This window comes from Streptomyces sp. NPDC005706 (assembly GCF_040631045.1).
Lineage (GTDB): Bacteria > Actinomycetota > Actinomycetes > Streptomycetales > Streptomycetaceae > Streptomyces.
The window spans coordinates 148,980-164,001 of the sequence record NZ_JBEXYS010000015.1; the positions used below are offsets into that span (position 1 = coordinate 148,980).

Sequence of the window (15,022 nt, forward strand, 5' to 3'; positions counted from 1 at the left end):
GATGACCGCCGTGACCCTGTCCGCCGCCCCCGCGCTGGCCCCGCTGCTGGCCCGCGGCGCGCTGCGCTCGCCCTTCAAACGCCCGTCCCCGGAGGCGGACTTCCCGCGGGACCGGCTGGTCCTGCCCGGCCTGCGCGTCGACCTGGCCCGGCTGGCCGCTTACGAACGGGTCTGCGGCTTCGCCCCCGGCGCCGACGACGCGGACGCGCTGCCCGTCACCTACCCGCACGTCCTCGGCTTCCCGCTGGCCATGCGGCTGATGAGCGGCCGGGACTTCCCGCTGCCGCTGCTCGGCCTGGTGCACACCTCGATCGGGATCGTCCGCCGCACCGGCTTGCCGGCCACCGGGGAGTACGAACTCACCGTCCACATCGCCGGTCTCGCCCCGCACCGGCGCGGCACCGAGGCCACGGTGGTCACCGAGCTGCGGGCGGGCGGGGACGCCGTATGGGAGTCGCGGAGCACCTATCTCGCCCGGCACCGGGCCGGCGCCGGGTCGGGTGCGGCGCCGGGGCCCGACGAGGAGCGGCGGCCACCGCTTCCGGCGGCCGCCGAGTGGCGGCTCCCCGACGACCTCGGCCGTCGGTACGGCGCCGCCTCCGGGGACCGCAACCCCATCCATCTGCACCCGCTGACCGCGCGCCTCTTCGGCTTCCCGCGCGCCATCGCGCACGGCATGTGGACGGTGGCCCGCTGCCTGGCCGCCCACGGCACGCCCGAGGCGGCCCGGATCGAGGCCCGTTTCCGGGCGCCGGTGCCGCTGCCGGGAACGGTGACCTACGGCACGGACGGCACCGGCCGTTTCGAACTGCGCGGGGCCGGGGACCGGCAGCACCTGACCGGTGAGGTGCGGACGCTGACGCCGTAACCGAAGCCGCAGGGTCCACCGTCCGGGCTCAGTGCCTCAGTCCTCGAAGCGCGGCGGGCTCCAGGGCCGGCCCTGCATCAGGTCGCCCAGACCCGCCCAGGCGAAGTTCATCAGGGTGGCCGCCGCCTGCCGTGCCGTGGTGCCCGGGGTGGCGTTGGCCCAGGCGGCGAGGGACTCGGCGGCGCCGACCAGGGCTTCGGCGAGCCCGGCGACCTCACGCTCGGCGAGGTCCGGATCACGGTGGGCCTCGCGGGCCGCGACGGCGATCAGCCGGGTCACGAACGCGACGATCTCCTCGCGCATCGCGGTGACCTCGGCGGCGAACAGCTCGCCGTGGGTACGGGCCTGAAGATGCAGCACGGCCCAGCCGTCGGGGTGCTCGGCGGTGTGCGCGAAGAACGCCCGGAGCCCGTCCCAGAGCCGGCGGTCGGCGGGCAGGTCGGCGCGCACGCCGGTGCGGACCGCCTCCGACAGGGCCCGGGCCTCCCGGCGGATGCACGCCGTGAAGAGGTCTTCCTTGGAGTTCAGATAGAGGTACACCAGCGGCTTCGAGACGCCCGCCAGTTCGGCGATCTCGTCCATCGACGCGGCCATGTACCCGCGCCGGCCGAAGATCCGTACGGCGGCGTCGAGCATCTGCTGCTCCCGCACCGCACGCGGCATCCGCTTGGTCTTCACGGCACCCATGGGGAGAAGCCTAGTTGTGCCGCCGGGGCGGCCGGCGCGTATCGGCCGGCCGAGGGGGTCAGGAGGCCTGGCTCCGCGCCCGGGTGATGTCGTCCGCCCCGTCCTCCTGGTTGCGGTTGGAGTCCAGGTTGGCCTTCATCCGGTCCACCCGGTCCACGATCCGCACCGAGGCCCGCTCCCGCTCGCGGCGCAGCACCACCCAGCTGATCGGCGCCGACAGCACCAGCGCGAGCAGCAGTACCCACAGAAGGTTCGAGTTGCCGAAGCCGCGCGGGAAGATGCCGGAGTAGACGGCTCCCCAGACGACCACGAGGCAGCCGGCGAAGATGCCGAGGCGCATCAGCGTGTAGCGGAGCATCTCAATCCACTCTTCCGTGTCGTACGGTCCGAAATCCCATCGGGTGCATCGTCCAGTGAAGCACGCCCGACGGGCGATCTTCGCGGGGGGTCGCGGGGGCCACCGGCGCCTCAGGTCAGCGGGAGCAGCATGGTGATGTCGTCGCGGTGGTCGTCGGGGGCGACGCGGATGGCGCCGGGCACCCGGCCGACCTCCTTGTAGCCGCAGGAGGCGTAGAAGTGCTCCAGGCCGTGGCCGCCCCGGCAGCCGAGCCGGATCGCGTCGATGCCGCCGAAGCCGCGGACCGCGTCCTCGGCGGCCGCCATCAGCTCGCGTCCGTACCCCTTGCCCTGGTGTGCCGGGTGGACCATCACCGTGTAGAGCCAGACCCAGTGCGTCTGCAGCCGGTGCGTGTTGAAGGAGACGAAGGCGGTGGCGGCCACCCCGCCCGCCTCGTCGTGCCCGACGAGCAGCCGCATGCCGCCGCCGGCCAGCGCCGCGAGCTGCTTGACCAGTGCCGGGCGTATGTCCTCCCGTGTCACCGGGGGCACGAACCCGACGGCCCCGCCCGCGTTGGTCACGTCCGTCCACAGCGTGAGGACGCCCTTGTGGAGGGCAGGGGTGATCGCCGGGTCGAATGTGAAGGTAAGGGGCATAGGGCGAGTGTATCTATTACCCGAGTACGTGTGCGGCGATTCTCAGATCGGCCACCAGGCCCTCGTACGCCGCCTCGCGGTCCTCGTTCCGCGCCCGCAGCACCGACGACGGATGCACCGTCGGGACCAGCCGTTCCGGCCGCCCGCGGATCTCCCGCTCCAGCACGGTGCCGCGCACCTCGCCCACCCGGAACGACGATCCGAGCAGCGCCTTGCCGGCCGTGGCGCCGAGCACCACGATCAGCTCGGGCTGCACGAGGGCCGGCTCGGCCGCGAGCCAGGGCCCGCACGCCGTTGTCTCCCGCCGGCTGGGCGCCTTGTGGATCCGCCGCTTGCGCGGTTCGGCCCGGGCGAACTTGAAGTGCTCGACGGCGTTGGTGACGTAGGCGTCCGCCGGGTCGAGGCCGGCTTCCGCCGGCGCGCGGTCCAGCAGCCGCCCGGCGGGCCCGACGAACGGCCTGCCCTCCCGGTCCTCCTGGTCGCCCGGCTGCTCCCCGACGAGCATCACCCGGGCATCGGCACTGCCGGCCCCGAAGACGGTCCGGGTGGCGTCCCGGTGCAGGGGGCAGCCCCGGCAGTCGGCCGCGGCCCGGCGCAGCCCGTCAAGGCCGGCCCCTCCGACGAAGGGGGCGGCGGTGTACCGCTCCTCGGGGCCGCTGCCGCTCGGGCTCATGGCCCCCGGGTACCCCGGGGGCCGCAGGTGCTTCAGACCCGCATCGGCTGCGGGGACTCCCGGCGCAGGGGGTCGGGGCCGTCGTACTCGCGGATGATCTCGTAGCGGGTGTTGCGCTCCACCGGGCGGAAGCCGGCGTCCCGGATCAGGTCCAGCAGGTCCTCGCGGGTCAGCTTGTTCGGGGTGCCGTAGTTGTCGGCGTCGTGGGTGATCTTGTACTCGACCACCGAGCCGTCCATGTCGTCGGCGCCGTGCTGGAGGGCGAGCTGGGCGGTCTGCACCCCGTGCATCACCCAGAACACCTTCACGTGCGGGACGTTGTCGAACAGCAGCCGGGAGACGGCGAACGTCTTCAGCGCCTCGGCGCCGGTCGCCATCTGCGTGCGCGCCTGGAGCCGGTTGCGGACCTTGCCGTCCTTCATGTCCACGAAGTCGTGCTGGTAGCGCAGCGGGATGAAGACCTGGAACCCGCCGGTCTCGTCCTGCAGTTCACGCAGCCGCAGCACGTGGTCGACGCGGTGCCGGGGCTCCTCGATGTGGCCGTAGAGCATGGTGCACGGGGTCTTCAGGCCCTTCTCGTGCGCCAGCCGGTGGATGCGGGACCAGTCCTCCCAGTGGGTGCGGTGGTCCACGATGTGCTGCCGGACCTCCCAGTCGAAGATCTCGGCGCCGCCGCCGGTGAGGGACTCCAGGCCGGCGTCGATCAGCTCGTCGAGGATCTCGGAGGCGCTCAGCCCGGAGATGGTCTCGAAGTGGTGGATCTCCGTCGCCGTGAAGGCCTTCAGCGACACATGCGGCAGGGCGGCCTTCAGCTCGCGCAGCGAACGCGGGTAGTACCGCCACGGCAGGTTCGGGTGCAGGCCGTTGACGATGTGCAGCTCGGTGAGGTTCTCCGACTCCATCGCCTTGGCGAGCTTGACGGCCTCCTCGATGCGCATCGTGTACGCGTCCTTCTCCCCCGGCTTGCGCTGGAAGGAGCAGTAGGCACAGGAGGCCGTGCACACGTTGGTCATGTTGAGGTGCCGGTTGACGTTGAAGTGGACCACGTCACCGTTCTTGCGGGTGCGCACCTCGTGCGCGAGCCCGCCCAGCCAGGCCAGGTCGTCCGACTCGTACAGCGCGATGCCGTCCTCGCGGGACAGGCGGACGCCCGCCCGCACCTTCTCCTCCAGCTCGCGCTTGAGCCCGACGTCCATGCCAACACCTTTCTCCGACAGCCCGACCAACGGTATCCCTAGACCTCTTCGGGCAGCTCCCCGACCCGGTTCTCCCACTTCGTGGACAGCACGACCGTGGTACGGGTCCGGGAGACGCCCTTGGTGCCGCTCAGCCGCCGGATCGTCTTCTCCAGGCCGTCCACGTCCGTGGAGCGCACCTTGAGCATGAACGAGTCGTCGCCGGCGATGAACCAGCAGTCCTCGATCTCCGTCAGGTCCCGCAGCCGCTGGGCCACGTCCTCGTGGTCGGCGGCGTCGGACAGCGAGATGCCGATCAGCGCGATCACGCCGAGGCCGAGGGAGGCCGAGTCCACGGTGGCGCGGTACCCGGTGATGACACCGGCCGCCTCCAGCCGGTTGATGCGGTCGGTGACGCTGGGTCCCGACAGGCCGACGAGGCGCCCCAGCTCCGCGTAGGAGGCCCGGCCGTTCTCCCTCAGGGCCTGGATGAGCTGCCTGTCCACCGCGTCCATGCGATCGAAGCCTTCCGCTGAAGATTTCCCGAAGTGATGAGAGGTACTGCGACTTGCCCCGCTAGCGGCCCGCTGCGCCGCCGCCCAGTTCGCCCTTCCAGCGCCGGTACAGGCCGTGCCCGACGCCCGCCGCGTCCAGCACCCGCCCGGCGACGAAGTCCACCAGATCCTGGATGTGGGTGGCGCCCGCGTAGAAGGCGGGCGAGGCCGGCACCACGCTCGCGCCGGCGTCGTCCAGCGCGACCATGTGCCGCAGGGTCTGGCCGTTCAGCGGGGTCTCCCGTACGGCCACGACCAGCGGCCTGCGCTCCTTCAGTGTGACGCTCGCCGCGCGCTGCAGCAGGTCCTTGGAGAGGCCGAGGGCGACACCGGCGACACAGGCCGTGGACGCCGGGACGATCAGCATCCCCCGCGCCGGGTACGACCCCGAGGACGGTCCCGCCGCGAGGTCCCCCGCGCCCCAGTACCGCACCCCGCTGACGTCCACCTCGAACGTCCCGGGCTTGCCGTCGGCCCCCCTGGCCAGCCATTCCCGCAGGTCCTCCTGCCAGTGCGCGTCCCGGAACGAGATCCCCGTCTCGTCCAGCAGCGTCAGCCGCGAGGCCCGGCTGACCACCAGGTCGACCGCCTCGCCGGCGTCCAGCAGCGCCCGCAGCACGGCTGCCGCATACGGCGTACCGGAAGCTCCGGACACCCCCACGATCCAAGGCGCGCGCTGCGTTTCTCCTGCGTTCACACCTTGAGCGTACCGGCGGACCGAACCGTGTTCAGGACGGGTCGGCCCGACCGCGGCGACGTCCCCGCTCAGACCGTCAGACCCCGCACCAGCAGGTCCAGCAGCGCGCACACGAACAGGGCGATACCGATGAAACCGTTGACGCTGAAGAACGCCCTGTTCACGCGGGACAGGTCGTGCGGGCGGACGATGGTGTGCTCGTAACCGAAGGCGCCCGCGACGACGACCAGGCCCAGCCAGAAGAACGCGCCGGCGTGGGTGGCGAGGCCGTACCAGACGAACAGGGCCGTGGTGACGGTGTGGCAGAAACGGGCGCCCCAGATGGCGGCCGGGATGCCGAAACGGGCCGGGACCGACCTGACGCCGATCCGGCGGTCGGTCTCGACGTCCTGGCAGGCGTAGATCAGGTCGAAGCCGCCGATCCAGACGCCGACGGCGAGGCCGAGGACCACCGCGTTCCAGGACCACTCGCCGGTGATCGCCAGCCAGCCGCCGACCGGGCCCATCGCCTGGGCCAGGCCCAGGATGGCCTGCGGGAAGTTCGTGAACCGCTTGCCGTAGGGGTAGACCACCATCGGGATCACCGCGATGGGGGCCAGGGCCAGGCACAGCGGGTTCAGCAGGGCCGCAGCGCCCAGGAAGACCACGAGCGCGACCAGCGCGCCGGTCCAGGCGTGCCGCACCGACATCGCGCCGGTGACCAGCTCACGCTGGGCCGTGCGCGGGTTGCGGGCGTCGATCTCGCGGTCGATGATCCGGTTGACCGCCATCGCGAAGGTGCGCAGGCCCACCATGCAGACCGTGACGAGCAGGAGCCGGACCCAGTGGATGTTCCGGTCGAGCTGGAACATCGCGGTGAGGGCCGCGATGTAGGCGAAGGGGAGCGCGAAGACCGAGTGCTCGATCATCACCAGGCGCAGGAACGCCTTGGTGCGTCCCGGCCGCGGTAGTGCCGCGGAGGCGCTGCTCACAGGCCGTACTCCTTCCAGCGGCGGTCCACCAGGGCCGCCGTATCCGGGTCCGACAGGACCATCTCCGGCCATCCGCCGTCCCTCGTGTAGCCCTCCTCGGGCCACTTCCTCGTCGCGTCGATGCCCGCCTTGCCGCCCCAGAACTGCTGGTAGGAGGCGTGGTCCAGGTGGTCGACGGGGCCCTCCACGACGGTGAGGTCGCGGGCGTAGTCCGTGTTGCCGAGGGCGCGCCAGGCGACCTCGTGCAGGTCGTGCACGTCGCAGTCGGCGTCCACGACCACGATCAGTTTGGTCAGGGACATCATGTGTGCCCCCCAGACCGCGTGCATCACCTTCTGCGCGTGCTTGGGGTACTTCTTGTCGATCGAGACGATCGCGCAGTTGTGGAAGCCGCCGGCCTCGGGCAGGTGGTAGTCCACGATGTCCGGGACGATGATCTTCAGCAGCGGCAGGAAGAAGCGCTCCGTGGCGCGGCCGAGGGGGCCGTCCTCGGTGGGCGGCCTGCCGACCACGATCGACTGCAGCAGCGGCCGCTTGCGCATCGTCACGCAGTCGATGGTCAGCGCCGGGAACGGCTCCTGCGGGGTGTAGAAGCCGGTGTGGTCGCCGAACGGGCCCTCCGGGAGCATCTGGCCGGGCTCCAGCCAGCCCTCCAGCACGACCTCGGCGCCCGCGGGAACCTGGAGCGGGACCGTCTTGCAGTCGACCATCTCGATTCGCTTGCCCGCCACGAACCCGGCGAACAGGTATTCGTCGATGTCACCGGGGAGCGGGGCGGTGGAGGCGTAGGTCACGGCGGGCGGGCAGCCGAAGGCGATGGCTACGGGCAGCCGTTCGCCGCGCCGGGCCGCCACCTGGTAGTGGTTCCGGCTGTCCTTGTGGATCTGCCAGTGCATGCCGATGGTGCGCTTGTCGTGTCGCTGCAGGCGGTACAGGCCGAGGTTGCGGATGCCGCTCTCGGGGTCCTTGGTGTGGGTCAGGCCCAGGTTGAAGAAGGACCCGCCGTCCTCCGGCCAGGTGAACAGCGCCGGGAGCCGGTCGAGGTCCACCTCGTCGCCGTGCAGCACGACCTCCTGCACCGGCGCGTGGTCGGGCTTCACCTTCTTCGGCGGCACGTGCGCCATCGCGCCGAGCTTCCCGAACGCCTCGCGCACGCCCACGAACCCGTGCGGCAGCTCGGGCCGCAGCAGCCCGCCGATCTTCTCGGAGATCTCGCCGTACGACTTCAGGCCCAGCGCCTTCAGCAGCCGCCGGTCGGTGCCGAAGACGTTCATCGCGAGGGGCATCGCGGAGCCCTTCACGTTCTCGAACAGCAGCGCGGGGCCGCCCGCCTTCTGGACCCGGTCGACGATCTCCCCGACCTCCAGGTACGGGTCGACCTCGGCCTTGATGCGCTTGAGGTCTCCCTCGCGCTCCAGCGCCCTGAGCAGGGAGCGAAGATCGTCGTAAGCCATGCCTCTCAGTATCGGTCACCCGATAGCCTGGGTTCGTCACCGGGGCCGTCCCACACCTTCGGGAGATCGCACGACATGCTCAGGTATCTGCCCGTCCTGCTGGTGCTGGCGCTGTGGATCTACGCCTTCGTCGACTGCCTCAACACCCCCGAGGAAGAGGTGCGCCACCTGCCGAAGGGCGTGTGGCTGCTCATCGTCCTGGTCTTCGGCTGGGTGCTGGTGGGCCCGGTCGCCTGGCTGATCACCGGCAGGGTCCGGCAGCCGGCCGCCGCGAACAGCGGCACGCCCGCCGAGCGGCACCCGGACTCGGGCTGGGTCGCGCCCGACGACAACCCCGAGTTCCTGAAGTCCCTCGAGCGGGACGATCCCGGGAACGACTGATCCCGTGGAACTGAGGCTGCTCGTCACCTTCGAGAAGGTCGCCACGGTCCTGAGCTTCACCCGGGCCGCGGCCGAGCTGTCGTACGCGCAGTCCAGTGTGACCAGTCAGATCCGGGCCCTGGAGTCCTCGCTGGGTACCGAGCTGTTCGACCGGCTCGGCGGCCGGATCCGGCTCACCGAGGCGGGCGAGCGGCTGCTGCCCTACGCCCGGCGCATCATCGAACTGGCCGAGGAGGCACGGGCCGCGGTCACCGGCGCCGGGGAGCCGGCCGGCACCCTCACCGTCGGCACCATGGAGTCCCTGACCTCCTACCGGCTGCCCCCGCTGCTGGAGTTCTTCCACCACCGCCACCCCGCGGTGCGGCTCGCGCTGCGCACCACCATCGGCGACGAGACCCGGCAGGCGCTGCGTCAGGGCACCTACGACGTCGGGTTCCTGATGGAGGCGGAGACCGAACACCCGGGCCTTGAGAGCACGGTACTGGCGGTGGAGCCGCTGGCGCTGGTGGCGGCACCGGGGCACGAACTGGCCGGGAAGCCCGTCGCGACCGCCGACCTCACCGGCCGGCCCCTGCTGGCCACCGAGCCGGGCTGCGCCTACCGGGACCTGTTCGAGCGGGAGCTGGCGGCGCTGGGGCCGGTGGAGTTCATGGAGTTCGGCACCATCGAGGCCACCAAGCGCGCGGCGGCGGCCGGCCTCGGGACGGCGCTGCTGCCCGAGGTGACGGTCGCCGCCGAACTCGCGGCGGGCACGCTTGTGCGGCTGGCCTGGGAGCCGCCGTTCACGCTTCGCACGCAGCTGGCGTGGCGGTCCGGGAAGCGGCTTCCGGCGCATGCCCGGCTGTTCGTGGAGCAGGCGCGGAGGCTGGTTTCCGAGCAAGGGTGACCTTGAGGCTCGCGGTGACGATGAGCGGGACGCCGAGGGCCTGCACCAGTCCGATGTGGTGGCCGTACACCGCCCAGTCCATGACCATCGCGACGGCCGGGTAGACGAAGGCGAGTACGGCGATCTTGGCCGTGGGCAGCTTCGCGTAGGCGGCGTACATGAGGACGTACATCACACCGGTGTGCAGCAGTCCGAGGCCGGCCAGCCACCCCCAGTCCCAGCCGGTGCCCCGCATGGCGCCGAAGTCGGCGAAGGGCAGCAGCAGGGGGATGCCGACCAGGACCTGGACGAGGGCGATCAGGTGCGGGCGCACGCCGGTGATCCGCTTGGTGACCAGGGTGGACAGCCCGTACAGCAGGGCGGCGAGCAGGGCCTGGCCGATGCCGGTGAGGTACGCGCCGCCGCCGGTGAAGTCGGCGGGGGTCACCCCGGAGACGAGGACGAGTCCGGCGAAGGCGGCGCCGATCCAGCCGACCCGGGCGGCGGTGAGCCGTTCGCGGAACAGCAGGGCGCCGAGCAGCACCACGTAGAACGGCTGCGTGTGGTAGACCACGGTGGCTACCGAGATGGACGTGTTCTCGTACGACTGGAACAGCAGCACCCAGTTGAAGACGATGAACACGCCGCCGAGGACCGCGAGGCCGAGGGTGCGCGGGGTGAAGCCGTGGCCGCGCAGCCATCCGCGGGCCAGCACGTAGCCGCCGAGGGCCAGGGCGCCGAACAGGACGCGGAAGAAGACGACGTCGAAGGGCGGGGCACCGGACTCGACGACGAAGACGCCGAGGGTGCCGGACAGCATCATCGCGGTGGTCAGCTGGGCAGTGCCCGTGTGCTCTGAGGTCATGGCGCCGACGCTACGGACGGCCACCGGGACCGGTCCACGAGCCGCTGGGGCGTCCTGCCGATGGGGCCATCGCCGCCGCCGATGCGCGCAGGCCGCCGGGGGTGCGGCGGTCAGTCGCCGCGGAGCACCAGGCCGAGCAGTCCGGGGAAGCGGGCGTCGAACTCCGTCCGCCGCAGCCGGTTCACCCGCTTAGGGCCCTCGTCGCGCTGCTCCACCAGGCCGGCGCCGCGCAGCACCGCGAAGTGGTGGCTCAGGGCCGCCTTGCCGACCGGTACGTCGAAACTGCCGCAGCTGCGGGACCAGTCGGCGGAGCCGGCCAGTTCCCGGACGAGCGTGAGGCGCACCGGGTCGGCCAGCGCGGCGAGCGCGGTGAGCACGGGCACCTCGTCGGGGTGGGTGTGCTCCGGGGCGGCCCGGTGACTGCTCGTGGCCATGCCGTCCTCCTCGCCGCGGTGCCGGCCCGCGCTGATCCCGCTTGCCGAGTGTTCGATGAAAACCATACACTCGCGAGTGTTCGCTTTTCATTGAACACTGAGTCGAACGGGGAGTCCGGCATGCGTGCGATCGAGTTCCAGCGGTACGGCGGTCCCGAGGTGCTGACGGCGGTGACGGCCGAGGCGCCCGAACCGGGGCCCGGGCAGGTGAGCGTCGACGTGGCCTGGGCGGGCGTCAACTTCGCGGACCTGAAGGCGCGTTCGGAGGGCTACCGGGTGCCGCGGCTGCCGTTCGTCCCCGGCCTTGAGGTCTCGGGCCGGATCCGGGCGCTCGGCGCGGGCGTCACGGGGCTGGCCGTCGGCCAGGAGGTCGCGGCCCTGACCGAGCACGGGGCGTACGCGGAGGTGGCGGTGGCCGAGGCGGCGACCGTCTTCCCGCTCCCGGCCGGCGTGGACCTGCGCACGGCGGCGGCCCTCCCGACGGTCGTGCCGACGGCCTACGCCCTGCTGCACTCCGTGGGCCGGCTCCAGCCCGGCGAGACGGTGCTCGTCCAGGGCGCGGCCGGCGGAGTCGGCACGGCGGTGGGGCAGTTGGCGCGGGCGGCGGGCGCCGGCGCGGTGTACGGGGTGGTGTCCTCGGCGGCGAAGGCGGCCCACGCCCGGGAGCACGGCTACGACGAGGTGTTCACCGGCGACTTCCGGCGGCGGGTGCGGGAGGCGACCGGCGGCCGGGGCGCCGACCTGGTACTGGACCCGGTCGGTGGTGACACCCTGCGCGAGGGCCTGGCCTCCCTGGCCGTCTTCGGCCGCCTGGTCTCCTTCGGCAACGCGAGCTCGGCCGAGCCGTGGTCCGTCGGCCGGCCCGAGCTGTACCCGCTCGGCGTCTCCGTCTCCGGGTTCTCGATCCTGAGCCTCGCGAGCACCGCACCGGCCGAACTGCGCCGCCTGACCGAAGCGGCCTTCGCGAAGGTGGCCGACGGCACGGTGTCCCTGCCGGTGACGGCCGAATTCGCACTGGAGGGCGCGGCGGACGCGCACCGCCTGATGGGCACCCGCACGAGCACGGGCAAGCTGCTGCTGCGCGTGGGGGCGTAACCGGGCGCGGCCGGGCGCCGGTCCGGGCGCCCGGCGGTGTCAGGTGTACTGCCCCGGAAGCGGCTCCGACGCCTCCTGATCGGGCGGCGGGGACGGGGAACCCAGATTTTCGATCAACCGTTCGAACCTGGTGCGCCAGGCCGTCTCCGACTCGCCCTCGCCCTGGAACTCGTGGGTGAAGCGCAGCACGCACCCGCCCTGCCGTTCACGCTCCAGATGGAACCGCATCCGGCCGTCCGCCACGGCGTACTCGGCGACCCGGTCCACGTCCCAGGCGGTGACCCGGCCGGCGCCCAGGTCCCGGAAGGCGACCTGGCCGTCGAGTCTGGGCTCGAGAACGTCGACGGCGGTGAACCAGCCCGCGAGTCCCGCGGGCGTGGCCACCGCCGTCCAGACCTCTTCCATGGTTCTCGGGAGCCGCACCAGGAAGTGGAGTATGTGCGTGTTCCCGTGCGTCTGGCTGATGCCCTGTTCGATGGAACCGCTCATGGCACCAGTGTCACCGACCGGGCGGTCACACGCCCGCGTACGAGTGCTTGCCGGTGACGAAGATGTTGACGCCGTAATAGTTGAACAGCCAGCAGCCGAACGCGATCAGGGCCAGGTAGGCGGCCTTGCGGCCCTTCCAGCCGGCCGTGGCCCGCGCGTGCAGGTAGCAGGCGTAGGCGATCCAGGTGATGAAGGACCAGGTCTCCTTGGGGTCCCAGTTCCAGTAGCGGCCCCAGGCGTCGCCCGCCCAGATCGCGCCCGCGATGATCGTGAACGTCCACAGCGGGAAGACGGCCGCGTTGACGCGGTAGGCGAACTTGTCCAGCGAGGCCGAGGCGGGCAGCCGCTCCAGCACCGAGCGCGCGAAGCCGCCCGGCTTGCCGCCGGACTCCAGCTTGCTCTCGTAGGAGTCCTTGAACAGGTAGAGGATCGTGGCGACCGCGCCGACGTAGAACACCGCGCCGCAGAAGATCGCGGTGGAGACGTGGATGTACAGCCAGTACGAGTGCAGCGCCGGGACGAGCTGGTCGCTGGCGGTGTAGAGCACGGTCACGGCCAGACCGAGGTCGAGCAGGACCGTGGTGACCAGGAACAGGCCGAGCCAGCGCACGTTCTTCCGCAGCGCCAGCAGAGCGAGGTACACGCCGACGGCGACCGTGGAGAAGGTGATGTTGAACTCGTACATGTTGCCCCACGGCGCCCGCTCCACGGAGGCCGCGCGCGCGACGACGCCGACGAGCTCCACGAGGAAGGCGAGCACGGTGAGCGAGATGGCGATCCGGCCGTACATGTCGCCCTGCTCGTCACCGCCGTGCGCGCCGGGGCCGTCCGGCACGTCCCGCGCGCCGGACGCGGAGCGCACGACGACCTTCGGCCGCTCCAGTACGGCGGTCCCGCCGGCGCTCCTGACGGTGACGGCGGGCGCGCCCGCCCGGCTCTCGGCGCCGGCGGTCAGCGCGGCGGCCGTACGGCCGACCTTGCTGCGGCTGCCGAACAGCCACTCGGCGATGTACGCGAAGAAGGCCAGCGTGTAGACGGCCATGCACGAGTAGATCAGCGTGTTGCTGATGCTCGCCAGGTGTTCGTTGGTCGCGGCGGCGAGCTCGGTTGCGGCGGCGAGAGTCACTTCTCGGCCCCTTCGGCAGGTCCAGCGGGGGATGGGGTGGAGTCGTCGTCGGGGTCGGGTGCCCCCGGCGCCTGGTCGTAGAGGGTCGCGGCGAGGTCACCCAGCTCCTCGGGCACCTTGGCCGACTCGCTGCGGCCGAGCCCGGCCATCTCGACCACGGTGACACCGTCGGCGCCGCGCACCGCGCGCACCCAGACGCGGCGGCGCTGGATGAACAGGGAGGCGGCCAGGCCGAAGATCGCGCCGAGCGCGCCGACGAGCGCCCAGCCGCCGCCCGGCTCCTGGACGATCTCGAAGCCGGCCCACTCCTTGATGTCCTTCTCGAGCGTGATCGAGCCGGCGCCGTCCGGGAGCTTCAGGGTCTGCCCCGGCTTGAGGTTCCCCCTGAGCTGCTGCCCCTTGGCGTCCTTGAAGCCCTTCATGTGGGTCTTGTCGAGCTGGTACACGCTCTGCGGGATGCCCGAGTCGACGCCGAGGTCGCCGTGGTACGGCTCCAGGTTCAGCACGGGGTTCAGCAGCGCCGGGAACTGGGAGAGCACCGAAGAGCCGCCGCCGTAGGTCGGCAGGAAGAAGGCCCGGACGCCGAGCTGGTCCTTGCCCCCCTTGGCGTCGCGGTAGCCGTCCATCACCTTGATCACGCCCTGTGAGGTGACGTTGCCGTCGAGCGGCAGCAGCGGCACGGCGTCCTGGTAGACGACCTTCCCCCTGCCGTCGCGGACGGTGATGACGGGCGCGTAGCCGTGGCTGACGAGGTAGACCTTGGCGTCGCCGATCTTCAACGGCTCGTTGACCTTGATCTCGGTCGTCCGGCCCTTGCCGTCCGCGCCCTCGCTGTAGGTGACCTTCGCCTGGTAGGTGCGCGGGGTGCCGCGGTTGGGGCCGGTCAGCTCGTAGGTGCCCGTGAAGTCCTTCAGGCCGAAGCTGAACGGCGACAGGTCGTCGGTGGTGAACATGCTGCCGGACTTGAAGTCGTCGTACAGCGGCAGGGCGTTGGAGAAGCCGTCGCCCTCGACCATCAGCTTGGTGCCGTCCGACTTGTACATCTGGCCGGAGGCGAAGGCGACCAGCAGCACGATCAGCGCGATGTGGAAGACCAGGTTGCCCACCTCGCGCACGTAGCCCTTCTCGGCGGCGACGGCGTCACCGACGGCATGGGCCCGGAAGCGGCGCCTGCGCATGAGCGCGAGCGCGGCCTCGCGGACCTGCTCGGGCTCGGCCTCGGTGCGCCAGGTGGTGTAGGCGGGCAGCCGGTCCAGACGCCTGGGCGCGCTCGGCGGACGGCCGCGGAGCTGGCCGACGAACTGCCAGGTGCGCGGGACGATGCAGCCGATGAGGGAAACGAACAGCAGGATGTAGATCGCGGAGAACCACACCGAGCTGTAGACGTGGAAGAGGCCGAGCCGGTCGTAGACCGGCGCGAGCGTGGTGTGGGCCGCGCGGAAGTCGTCGACCTTGGTGGCGTCGGCGCCGGTCTGCGGGATCAGCGAGCCGGGGATCGCGCCGAGCGAGAGCAGCAGGAGCAGCAGCAGCGCCACCCGCATGGAGGTGAGCTGCCGCCAGAACCAGCGGGCCCAGCCGATGACGCCGAGGCCCGGCAGGCTCACGGCCTCTTCCTGCGGGGCGGTGGACAGCCGGGAGCCGGCGGCTCCCAGCTCGTCCTGCTCGCGGGCCTTGTCGGTTTCGGTTGTGCTCATC

18 protein-coding genes are annotated in these 15,022 nt (G+C 71.6%); 4 read left to right on the forward strand and 14 right to left on the reverse strand.

The window, feature by feature from the left end; translation table 11 throughout:
• Position 1 precedes the first annotated feature (1 nt).
• Positions 2 to 868 carry a MaoC/PaaZ C-terminal domain-containing protein gene (locus ABZ478_RS23860; protein WP_359552539.1) on the forward strand — a complete coding sequence of 289 codons (867 nt, stop codon included), beginning with the start codon at positions 2 to 4 and terminating at the stop codon, positions 866 to 868.
• 36 nt (positions 869 to 904) lie between these two features.
• Here the strand turns inward: ABZ478_RS23860 and ABZ478_RS23865 are convergent, their stop codons facing one another.
• From ABZ478_RS23865 to ABZ478_RS23905, 9 genes are all read right to left on the reverse strand, one after another.
• Positions 905 to 1,555 (reverse strand): TetR/AcrR family transcriptional regulator, encoded by a 651-nt coding sequence (locus ABZ478_RS23865; RefSeq protein ID WP_358928347.1) that lies wholly within the window; start codon positions 1,553 to 1,555, stop codon positions 905 to 907.
• A 58-nt stretch (positions 1,556 to 1,613) separates the two neighbouring features.
• Positions 1,614 to 1,913, reverse strand: a complete 300-nt coding sequence (locus tag ABZ478_RS23870) for a DUF4229 domain-containing protein (protein ID WP_359552540.1) — start codon at positions 1,911 to 1,913, stop codon at positions 1,614 to 1,616.
• Positions 1,914 to 2,023: 110 nt separating this feature from the next.
• Complete coding sequence (locus tag ABZ478_RS23875) at positions 2,024 to 2,548, reverse strand: GNAT family N-acetyltransferase (protein WP_359552542.1); 525 nt, start codon at positions 2,546 to 2,548, stop codon at positions 2,024 to 2,026.
• Between the two features lie 16 nt (positions 2,549 to 2,564).
• Entirely contained in the window at positions 2,565 to 3,221 is a 657-nt protein-coding gene (locus tag ABZ478_RS23880; RefSeq protein WP_359552544.1) for a UdgX family uracil-DNA binding protein, read from the reverse strand.
• 32 nt (positions 3,222 to 3,253) lie between these two features.
• Positions 3,254 to 4,417 carry an aminofutalosine synthase MqnE gene (gene mqnE / locus ABZ478_RS23885; protein WP_359552546.1) on the reverse strand — a complete coding sequence of 388 codons (1,164 nt, stop codon included), beginning with the start codon at positions 4,415 to 4,417 and terminating at the stop codon, positions 3,254 to 3,256.
• Between the two features lie 38 nt (positions 4,418 to 4,455).
• Positions 4,456 to 4,911, reverse strand: a complete 456-nt coding sequence (locus ABZ478_RS23890) for an Lrp/AsnC family transcriptional regulator (protein WP_358928358.1) — start codon at positions 4,909 to 4,911, stop codon at positions 4,456 to 4,458.
• A 61-nt stretch (positions 4,912 to 4,972) separates the two neighbouring features.
• Complete coding sequence (locus ABZ478_RS23895; protein WP_359552548.1) at positions 4,973 to 5,647, reverse strand: UbiX family flavin prenyltransferase; 675 nt, start codon at positions 5,645 to 5,647, stop codon at positions 4,973 to 4,975.
• Between the two features lie 68 nt (positions 5,648 to 5,715).
• Positions 5,716 to 6,618 carry a menaquinone biosynthesis prenyltransferase MqnP gene (gene mqnP / locus ABZ478_RS23900; RefSeq protein ID WP_359552550.1) on the reverse strand — a complete coding sequence of 301 codons (903 nt, stop codon included), beginning with the start codon at positions 6,616 to 6,618 and terminating at the stop codon, positions 5,716 to 5,718.
• The gene (locus ABZ478_RS23905; RefSeq protein WP_359552551.1) at positions 6,615 to 8,072 is read right to left on the reverse strand and encodes a menaquinone biosynthesis decarboxylase; all 1,458 of its coding nucleotides are present in this window, start codon (positions 8,070 to 8,072) and stop codon (positions 6,615 to 6,617) included. Before ABZ478_RS23905 ends, mqnP begins: the two co-directional genes overlap by 4 nt.
• 75 nt (positions 8,073 to 8,147) lie before the next feature.
• Here ABZ478_RS23905 and ABZ478_RS23910 point away from each other — a divergent pair, with 75 nt between their 5' ends.
• Together ABZ478_RS23910 and ABZ478_RS23915 are read left to right on the forward strand one after the other, a co-directional pair.
• Positions 8,148 to 8,453 carry a PLD nuclease N-terminal domain-containing protein gene (locus ABZ478_RS23910; RefSeq protein WP_359552553.1) on the forward strand — a complete coding sequence of 102 codons (306 nt, stop codon included), beginning with the start codon at positions 8,148 to 8,150 and terminating at the stop codon, positions 8,451 to 8,453.
• 4 nt (positions 8,454 to 8,457) lie between these two features.
• Complete coding sequence (locus ABZ478_RS23915) at positions 8,458 to 9,339, forward strand: LysR family transcriptional regulator (protein WP_359552555.1); 882 nt, start codon at positions 8,458 to 8,460, stop codon at positions 9,337 to 9,339.
• Here the strand turns inward: ABZ478_RS23915 and ABZ478_RS23920 are convergent.
• Positions 9,236 to 10,183 (reverse strand): DMT family transporter, encoded by a 948-nt coding sequence (locus ABZ478_RS23920; protein WP_358928370.1) that lies wholly within the window; start codon positions 10,181 to 10,183, stop codon positions 9,236 to 9,238. The genes ABZ478_RS23915 and ABZ478_RS23920 overlap by 104 nt on opposite strands.
• 110 nt (positions 10,184 to 10,293) lie before the next feature.
• Positions 10,294 to 10,617: a transcriptional regulator gene (locus ABZ478_RS23925; RefSeq protein ID WP_359552556.1), complete on the reverse strand. Its 324-nt coding sequence runs from the start codon at positions 10,615 to 10,617 to the stop codon at positions 10,294 to 10,296.
• 120 nt (positions 10,618 to 10,737) lie between these two features.
• Here ABZ478_RS23925 and ABZ478_RS23930 point away from each other — a divergent pair, with 120 nt between their 5' ends.
• A complete protein-coding gene (locus tag ABZ478_RS23930; protein ID WP_359552558.1) occupies positions 10,738 to 11,712 on the forward strand; it encodes a zinc-binding dehydrogenase in 975 nt (324 codons plus the stop codon).
• A gap of 39 nt (positions 11,713 to 11,751) precedes the next feature.
• On the opposite strand, the gene ABZ478_RS23935 is transcribed toward ABZ478_RS23930, so the two are convergent.
• From ABZ478_RS23935 to ABZ478_RS23945, 3 genes are read right to left on the reverse strand one after another with little or no spacing between them, the layout of a single operon-like run.
• Complete coding sequence (locus tag ABZ478_RS23935) at positions 11,752 to 12,201, reverse strand: hypothetical protein (protein WP_359552559.1); 450 nt, start codon at positions 12,199 to 12,201, stop codon at positions 11,752 to 11,754.
• Between the two features lie 25 nt (positions 12,202 to 12,226).
• Complete coding sequence (gene ccsB, locus ABZ478_RS23940; RefSeq protein ID WP_359552561.1) at positions 12,227 to 13,327, reverse strand: c-type cytochrome biogenesis protein CcsB; 1,101 nt, start codon at positions 13,325 to 13,327, stop codon at positions 12,227 to 12,229.
• Positions 13,324 to 15,021, reverse strand: a complete 1,698-nt coding sequence (locus tag ABZ478_RS23945) for a cytochrome c biogenesis protein ResB (RefSeq protein WP_359552563.1) — start codon at positions 15,019 to 15,021, stop codon at positions 13,324 to 13,326. Before ABZ478_RS23945 ends, ccsB begins: the two co-directional genes overlap by 4 nt.
• Between the last annotated feature and the right edge of the window lies 1 nt (position 15,022).